Genomic DNA, 7,978 nt, shown 5'->3' on the forward strand with positions numbered 1-7,978 from the left:
CGGTCGTTAAGCCAAGCAGCGCCGATGGTACTCCGGTCGAGAGACCGCGGGAGAGTAGGCCGATGCCGGCACCTTGTGAAGCCCCCGTCACCGATCCTCACGGATCCCGGTGGCGGGGGCTTCTGTGTAGCACTACCCTTCGACCAAGGCGTCGCCTATTGCGACGACTGCCGACAGCACCATCGCCAGGTCAGCGTCCGTCGTGCGGTGATTCACATGCGCCAAACGCAGCGCGAATCGTCCGCCGATGCGGGTGCTCGACGGCACCGCGATGCCTCGCTCCTGCAAGCGTAGGAGCAACTCCTCATTCAGCGCATTCAGCGCCGCGTCGTCGAGCGAGTCTGTCCGATAACGAAAGCACACGATGTTGAGCGGGACGGGCGCGAGCAATTCGAGCGCGCGGTGGCAAGCGACCGCGTCGGCGAATTGCTGGGCCTGTCGCACGTTCTGCTCGATGATACGCCCGAGTTTGGCCACCCCATCGGCTTGAAGTTGCATCCAGACCTTGAGCGCCTTGAAGCCGCGCGTCAGGTCGAGGCCGCGGTCCGCGAAGTACACGCCACCAGCACTGACCCCGCGACTGGTCTCCGCGAGATACGACGCCGTGGCACTGAACGTCTCGTGATTGACGGCGGCATCGCGCACGAGCACGCATGCGCACTCAAACGGCATCGCGCCCCACTTATGCAGATCGAACGCGATCGAGTCCGCCTCTTCCAAGCCAGCTACCTGACTACGCAACGACGGCGCGAGCGCGGCCAGCGCGCCGAAGGCGCCATCAACGTGAAACCAGAGGGACTTATCGCGACAGAGCGTGGCGATCGCCCGTAGATCGTCCGTCGCTCCCGTATTCACCGTCCCTGCCGTCCCCATCACACAGAAGGGATCGAGTCCATTCTGCCGGTCGGTCTCGATCAGACGACTGAGCGCGACGAGGTCTATCTGGTATGCGGCGTTGACTGGCACGCGACGGAACGCGCGATCGCCAAGGCCAAGCCATTCGGCCGCCTTTCGCGCCCAGGCGTGGGTTTCCACCGACCCATAGAACACCAACGGTTTCGCCGTCGGCTGGCCCGGCCAGTGCTGCAACCCGTTTTCGCGCACGGTGCCTCCACGGGCTCGTACCGCAGCGTATCTCGCCACGCCGAGGGCATGGGTGTTCGCGGACGTTCCCCCGGTCACCAGCAGCCCGCCAGCCTCCGGAATTCCCATCAGCGCAGCGAGCCAGCTGACCACCTGCCGTTCAACCATCGGTGGCGCGTGGTTGAAGCCCGCCAGGTGCGGATTCATGCCGGCGGCGAGCATTTCCGAAAGCATCGCCAACGGCGTGCCCTGCCCCTGCACCCATCCGAAGAAACGTGGGTGCCAGTTTCCGTTTCCGTACGGCAGGATGTGTGAGCGAAAGCGGGCATACGCGGCGTCCGCGCCGATTCCCTCGATCGGTGCGGGTTCATCGAACAGCAGTCGCTTCGTTGCCGGGATCTCCTGCCACGCCGGCCGTTGGGTCAACGTCGATTGGACATCCAGCATGTCGTCCAGCATGCGATGTCCCAATTCGCGGAGCCTGGCCCATTCCTCGGGCGATGCAGGATCGAATGATTCGCTGGCGCCAGTCGGCGGGCGCGTCGGAACAGGCGAGGGAACAGTCATTCGGTAAAATGGACCCGCTCGCAATACCGCGGTACCGCAGCGGTGCGGACTGATCGACATCCTGGGGGATGGCAACTACCCCCATTTTCCTGGAGTGAATCCGTGACGGTCCTGACTAGCCAGTTTCCCGCTGCTGCCCTTAAGATCAAAGAGATGCTGAACGTCGATCGCCCCCGCGAGCGGCTCCGGAACCTCGGCGCGCAAGCATTGAGTACCACCGAGCTGATCGCGACGGTGCTCGGCTCCGGTGGGAAGGGGGCATCGGCGCTCGTGTGCGCGCAGCTCCTGCTCGAGCAGGCCGGTGGTTCGCTTGGGCGGCTCGGTTCCATGCCGTTGGCGGCGCTGACGCGCGTGCGGGGTGTAGGGCGTGCACGCGCGACGGCGGTGCACGCGGCGCTCGAGCTCGGCCGCCGCATGGCCGGTGAGGCACGGGAAGCCGGAGTACCGCTTCGCGGTCCCCGCGACGTAATGGCGGTGTTTGCGCCACGGTTGCAGGATGCGCCGGTGGAGGAGTTCCATGTGGCCATTCTCGACGCGCAGCACCGTCTCGAACGCGATGTGCTGATCACGCGCGGATTGTTGAACTCCTCACTGGTGCATCCGCGGGAAGTTTTTCGTGAGGCGATCGCCGAGCGCGCGGCGGCGGTGATTCTGGTGCACAATCATCCGAGTGGCGATCCGACGCCGTCGGCGGAAGACAGGGCAGTGACGGAACAACTGGTGGCGGCCGGGCGCTTGCTGGATATCCCGGTTCACGACCACATCATCGTGGGACGTGGGCGGTACGTGAGCTTTGCGGAGGCAGGTCTGCTGTGACAACGATCGCGCTGCACGAGATGATTCCCGGGTTCGGGCCGAGTGCCGATGTCTCCTACGATCGGCTCGACCACGAATTACTCGTGCGCGCCTACAAGTTTTCCGACGTTGCCCATGCGGGCCAGGTCCGTCACTCCGGCGAACCTTATGTCTCGCACTGCATTGAAGTCGCGCGGATTCTGGCCGACCTCCAACTCGACACGACGACCGTTGTCAGCGGCCTGCTGCACGACATCGTCGAGGACACCGACATCACCGTCGAGGATGTCGAGCGCGAGTTCGGATCCGAGATCGCGCAGATCGTCGATGGTCTGACGAAGATTGCAAATCTACCGCTCTCGTCGCGCGAAGAGCGGCAGGTCGAGAACTACCGCAAGCTGCTGCTCTCGATCGCCAAGGATGCCCGCGTCATTTTGATCAAGCTGGCCGACCGTCTGCACAACATGCGGACACTCGACTATCTCGCTCCCGAAAAGCGCCGTCGCATCGCCCAGGAAACCCGCGATCTGTACGCGCCGCTCGCCCATCGCTTCGGTATGGCGAAAGTGCGATGGGAGCTCGAGGATCTGGCGTTCAAGCACCTCGAGCCCGAGGCGTACAAGACACTGGCGAAGCTCGTTGCGGCGAAGCGCGGAGAACGCGAGCAGTTGATCGCGCAAATGCGCGAACCGCTCGAGAAACGGCTCTCCGATGCCGGCATCGCCGATGTCGAAGTCACCGGCCGACCGAAGCATTTGTGGTCGATCTACAAGAAGATGCAGCAGCGCGACCGTCCGTACGAGGATATCTACGATCTGTTGGCGATTCGCGTGATCGTACCGAATGTGCTCGAGTGCTACCATGCCCTTGGCGTGATTCATGATGGTTGGACGCCGGTGCAGGAGCGAATCAAGGACTACATCGCGCAACCGAAATCGAACGGCTATCAGTCGTTGCACACCACCGTCTTCGGTCCCGGGCGTCAACTGTTCGAAGTTCAGATCCGAACGCGTGACATGCACCGCACTGCGGACTTCGGCATCGCGGCGCACTGGCTGTACAAGGAGTCGTCGCGTAGCGCCGATGATTTGGATCGCCAGCTGGCATGGTTCCGTCAGGTGCTCGAGTTGCAGCTCGACGCCGAAACCCCCGGTGAGTTTCTGGAGTTCCTGAAGCTCGATCTGTATCAGGACGAAATCTTCGTGTTCACGCCGACGGGTGACGTCATCCAGTTGCCGAAGGGCGCGACCCCACTCGACTTCGCGTTCGCCGTGCACACGCAGGTCGGTGCGCACTGCGCCGGCGCCAAGGTGAACGGCCGTATCGCCCCACTGTCGCGTGAACTCAAGAATTCGGAAACGGTCGAGATCCTGACCAATCCGAATGCGAAGCCGAGCCGTGACTGGCTGTCGCACGTGCGCACGGGGCGCGCACGCCATAAAATCCGGCAGATGCTGCGGCTCGAAGAGCGCTCCTCGGCCATGCGGCTGGGACGTGAGATCATCGAGCGCGAATTGCGCCGTCGTCGGCTGCCGAAGATCGACGACCAGGGACTGCAACCGATCGCCAAGCTGCTCAAGCTGAAGGATGCAACGCAGCTGATCGCCTCGGTCGGTGCCGGCGATGTGCACGTAATGCAGGTGCTGAAGGCGCTGCACCCCGACCTCGAAACGGCCGAGCCGGTCGAGAAGCAGAGTACACTCGCGCGCATTGTCGATCGCGTGCGCGGAACCGGGAAAGGCATCCGCATTCAAGGCGCGGATGGGTTGCTGGTACGCTACTCGCAGTGTTGTCAGCCGGTACCTGGCGACAAAGTGGTGGGATATGTCACGCGTGGTCGCGGCGTGAGTATTCATCGCGGCGATTGTCCGAATCTGCTGATGTTGGCGCACGAGCCGGAGCGTCGCCTCGACATCGACTGGCACGAGATGGCCGGAGAACGCTTCATCGTCCGCCTTGCCATGGAAGGCACTGATCGCCGTGGACTGTACGCCGATGTCGCGGCCGCCGTGAGCGCCACCGGCACCGACATCAAGAGCCTCGAGCTTCGAACGATCGATGGCCGGGTAACGGGCGCGGCGATGGTTGAGGTGGAAAACCTGGCGCACCTGGAACGCATCATGAAAGCCGCGCGTCGCGTGAAAGGCATCGCGGCGGTCTCCCGTCGCGAGAAGATCACGTCCGAGGAATAGCCGGCGGGCTCGACCAGCGAGCGCTGGGAGCTACCCGAATAAAAGCCGATTCTGCTATATTGCGGGGATGTCAGCTCCCTTCCGACTTCAAAGTCCGTTCGCCCCCGCCGGCGATCAGCCTCGCGCGATCATCGAGTTGTCCGCAGGGTTGGCCCGTGGCGACCGCTTTCAGACGCTGCTCGGCGTGACCGGGTCCGGCAAGACGATGACGATGGCGAACGTTATCGAGCAGTGGGGGCGACCGACGCTGGTATTGTCGCACAACAAGACGCTGGCAGCGCAGTTGTATGGCGAGCTCAAATCGTTCTTCCCGACGAACGCCGTCGAGTACTTCATCTCGTACTACGACTACTATCAGCCGGAAGCGTACGTCCCCTCGAGTGACACGTTCATCGAGAAGGATGCGAGTATCAACGAGGACATCGATCGCCTGCGACTGCGCGCCACGTCCTCGTTGATGGAGCGCAATGACGTGGTCATCGTTTCCACGGTGTCCGCCATCTACGGGCTTGGCGACCCCGTGTCGTATCGCGAGCGTATGGTGGCGCTGTCGCGCGGACAGTCGATCGCGCGCGACGACATTCTTCGTTTGCTCGTCGGCATTCAGTATCTGCGCAATGACGTCGCGTTCGATCGCGGCACGTTCCGCGTGCGAGGCGACACGGTGGAGATCTATCCGGCCTACGAAGAGCAGGCGGTGCGTCTGGAACTGTGGGGCGATGAGATCGAGCGTATCTCGAAGATCGACCCGCTCACCGGCGAGACGATTTCGACGCTCGAGCGGATGGCGATCTATCCGGCGAAGCACTTCATCACCAATCGTCCCACGATCGAGCGTGCAAGCGTCGCGATTCGTGACGAGCTGGCCGAGCGGCTTGCCGAACTGCGCATGCAGGGCAAGTTGTTGGAGGCACAGCGTCTCGATCAGCGCACGAACTTCGATCTCGAGATGCTGGCGGAGATCGGTACCTGCGCCGGCATCGAGAATTATTCGCGCCATATTAGCGGACGTCAGGCGGGAGAGCGCCCGGCGTGCCTGCTGGACTACTTCCCCGACGATTACCTCGTGGTCGTCGACGAATCACATGTGTCACTGCCACAGATCCGCGGCATGTACAACGGCGATCGCGCGCGCAAGCTCACGCTGGTCGACTACGGATTTCGGCTGCCGAGTGCGCTCGACAATCGGCCGCTGGTGTTCGACGAGTTCATGCAGCTGGTGCCGCGCCTGGTGAACGTGTCCGCTACGCCGGGTGATCTCGAGCTGCAGCTGTCGGAAGGGGTGGTCGTGGAGCAGGTCATTCGGCCCACGGGACTGCTGGATCCGATCCTGGAGATCCGTCCGGTGAAGGGGCAGGTGGACGACCTGCTGCACGAGATCCACGTGCGCGAGCGAAAGGGTGAGCGGGTCCTGGTCACGACGCTCACCAAGCGCATGTCGGAGGATCTCACCGACTACCTGCAGCAGATGGGCGTGCGCGTGCGATACATGCATTCGGACATCGACGCCATCGAGCGCATGGAGATTGTGCGCGGGCTGCGCCTCGGCGAGTTCGATGTGCTGATCGGCATCAACCTGTTGCGTGAAGGGCTGGATATGCCCGAGGTATCGCTGGTCGCGATCCTCGACGCGGACCAGGAGGGATTTCTGCGCAGCGAGCGTTCGCTGATCCAGACGATCGGTCGCGCGGCGCGTCATTTGAATGGCCGGGCGATCCTGTACGCCGACCGGATTACCGGATCTATGCAGCGCGCCATCGACGAAACCGATCGCCGCCGCACCATACAGCGCGACCATAATGCACTCCACGGGATCACCCCGCATGGCGTGCTCAAGAGCGTTGATGACGTTCGGCTAATCACGCGAGTGGCCGATGCGCGTGCGCCGCACGAAGACGTCACGCCGGCCACCAGACGACTGGGAGCGGAGAGCGCGCCACGATCTCGCGAGGACCTGCAGACGCTGGTGGGAGAGCTGGAAGTCGCCATGCGCGAAGCAGCGATCGCGCTCGACTTCGAGGCCGCGGCGCGAATGCGCGATCAGCTGTTCGAAGTGCGTACGGCGCTTGGCGATAAGCCGGAGCAGGCGCGTGGGAATACGGCCGCGCCGAAACGACCGCCGGGGAGTGCGCCGATGCGCCGCGCCGGAGGCAAGCGTGGCCGCTGATTCTCTCGCGTATCTGCTGGGGCGCGGCGCCCCGCGCGCGCCGGATCTCGACTCGCTGGAGGCGTGGGGACGGGCACTTGGCGCCGTGCTCCCTCGGCCTGTCGTCATTGCGTTCGAGGGTGACCTCGGAGCGGGCAAGACCACGTTGGTGCGCGCGATCTGCGTCGGTATCGGCGTCGCAGCGATCGAGGCGGTCACGAGTCCGACCTTCTCGATCATTCAACAGTACAACGCGCCCGGTGGGCCAGTCGTGCACGCCGATTTGTATCGACTGCGGTCCGATACCGAGCTGGAGATGTTGGGCTGGGATGAGCTCGTTGAACATGCTCCGGTGCTGCTGGTGGAATGGCCGGATCGCGCCGTCAACACTCTGCCGCGTGACACCATTCACGTGGTCCTTGGACATGATCACGAGAACGCCGATCGGCGATTGTTGCGTATCCACGCACCCACGATGCGCTGAACGGGTCGAGGGTAGCGACGGTAGCGGCGCCGGAGGCGTTGTCGTCCGAAGCGTGGGCGTACACGGCACATCGGTCGTTGTCGCCCGCATCCAACGCGTCGTTGCCATGCCCGTCGACGGTCAACGTGACCCCGTCGTTCGTCTCGCCGAAGTCATGTCGGCGCTCTTCGGCAGTGACCATCAGGGCGTAAAGCGCGACGTGCGTCTCGTCGATTGGCACGATCGCTCGAAGCTCGCCATGCACACCGCGAAGAACCGCGGGATGGGTTGGAATCCGATCGCTGGTGTATGGCATTTGTGCGGGTAGCGCGGACCCCCTCCATGACACGCGAGATCATCCAGCCGCGTTGCGAACGAGGCGCACAGATCCCGCTGCCGTCGCGGATTCTCCCGATTGCGCAGATGCTCGAGGCGTACTGGAGCGTGAACGGTATCACTGCCGCGATCGACATGACGCAGCAGCGTCGAGCACGCTGGTACGATCCGCGAATGGTCGATCTGGTGGCCGCGTGGCAGCGCGATCGTGACTAGTGGGCGATGCTGGCCGACCGCGCAAATCTCGACCGGGCGGCACTGGCGCTCGAGCTTGGTGACATCCCGCTGCATTCGACGAATGTGGCGCGCTATGCGGTCGGAATCGCGACGTCGATGGGGGCCGATGCCGACATGTACCGGGACATCCTCCGCGCCGGTCTGCTCCACGACATCGGC

The 7,978-nt window shown here is 63.6% G+C and carries 7 protein-coding genes; 6 read left to right on the top strand and 1 reads right to left on the bottom strand.

The window, feature by feature from the left end; translation table 11 throughout:
- Nucleotides 1-132: 132 nt before the first annotated feature.
- Nucleotides 133-1,542, bottom strand: a complete 1,410-nt coding sequence (locus ACESNG_RS10435) for an aspartate aminotransferase family protein (RefSeq protein ID WP_373064076.1) — start codon at nucleotides 1,540-1,542, stop codon at nucleotides 133-135.
- Nucleotides 1,543-1,752: 210 nt separating this feature from the next.
- On the opposite strand from ACESNG_RS10435, the gene radC reads away from it, so the two are divergent.
- The 6 genes from radC (at nucleotide 1,753) to ACESNG_RS10465 (ending at nucleotide 7,798) form a co-directional block, all read left to right on the top strand.
- Nucleotides 1,753-2,466 carry a DNA repair protein RadC gene (gene radC / locus ACESNG_RS10440; RefSeq protein ID WP_373064078.1) on the top strand — a complete coding sequence of 238 codons (714 nt, stop codon included), beginning with the start codon at nucleotides 1,753-1,755 and terminating at the stop codon, nucleotides 2,464-2,466.
- Nucleotides 2,463-4,637 (top strand): bifunctional (p)ppGpp synthetase/guanosine-3',5'-bis(diphosphate) 3'-pyrophosphohydrolase, encoded by a 2,175-nt coding sequence (locus ACESNG_RS10445; protein WP_373064080.1) that lies wholly within the window; start codon nucleotides 2,463-2,465, stop codon nucleotides 4,635-4,637. Before radC ends, ACESNG_RS10445 begins: the two co-directional genes overlap by 4 nt.
- A gap of 67 nt (nucleotides 4,638-4,704) precedes the next feature.
- The gene (gene uvrB, locus ACESNG_RS10450) at nucleotides 4,705-6,804 is read left to right on the top strand and encodes an excinuclease ABC subunit UvrB (RefSeq protein ID WP_373064082.1); all 2,100 of its coding nucleotides are present in this window, start codon (nucleotides 4,705-4,707) and stop codon (nucleotides 6,802-6,804) included.
- Nucleotides 6,794-7,267 (top strand): tRNA (adenosine(37)-N6)-threonylcarbamoyltransferase complex ATPase subunit type 1 TsaE, encoded by a 474-nt coding sequence (gene tsaE, locus ACESNG_RS10455; protein ID WP_373068874.1) that lies wholly within the window; start codon nucleotides 6,794-6,796, stop codon nucleotides 7,265-7,267. The genes uvrB and tsaE overlap by 11 nt, the downstream gene beginning before the upstream one ends.
- Before the next feature lie 106 nt (nucleotides 7,268-7,373).
- Nucleotides 7,374-7,574, top strand: coding sequence for a hypothetical protein (locus ACESNG_RS10460; protein ID WP_373064086.1), 201 nt, complete (start codon nucleotides 7,374-7,376; stop codon nucleotides 7,572-7,574).
- Nucleotides 7,575-7,588: 14 nt separating this feature from the next.
- Nucleotides 7,589-7,798 carry a hypothetical protein gene (locus ACESNG_RS10465; protein ID WP_373064088.1) on the top strand — a complete coding sequence of 70 codons (210 nt, stop codon included), beginning with the start codon at nucleotides 7,589-7,591 and terminating at the stop codon, nucleotides 7,796-7,798.
- Nucleotides 7,799-7,978 lie beyond the last annotated feature (180 nt).

The sequence above is a fragment of the Gemmatimonas sp. genome, assembly GCF_041689975.1.
Lineage (GTDB): Bacteria > Gemmatimonadota > Gemmatimonadetes > Gemmatimonadales > Gemmatimonadaceae > Gemmatimonas.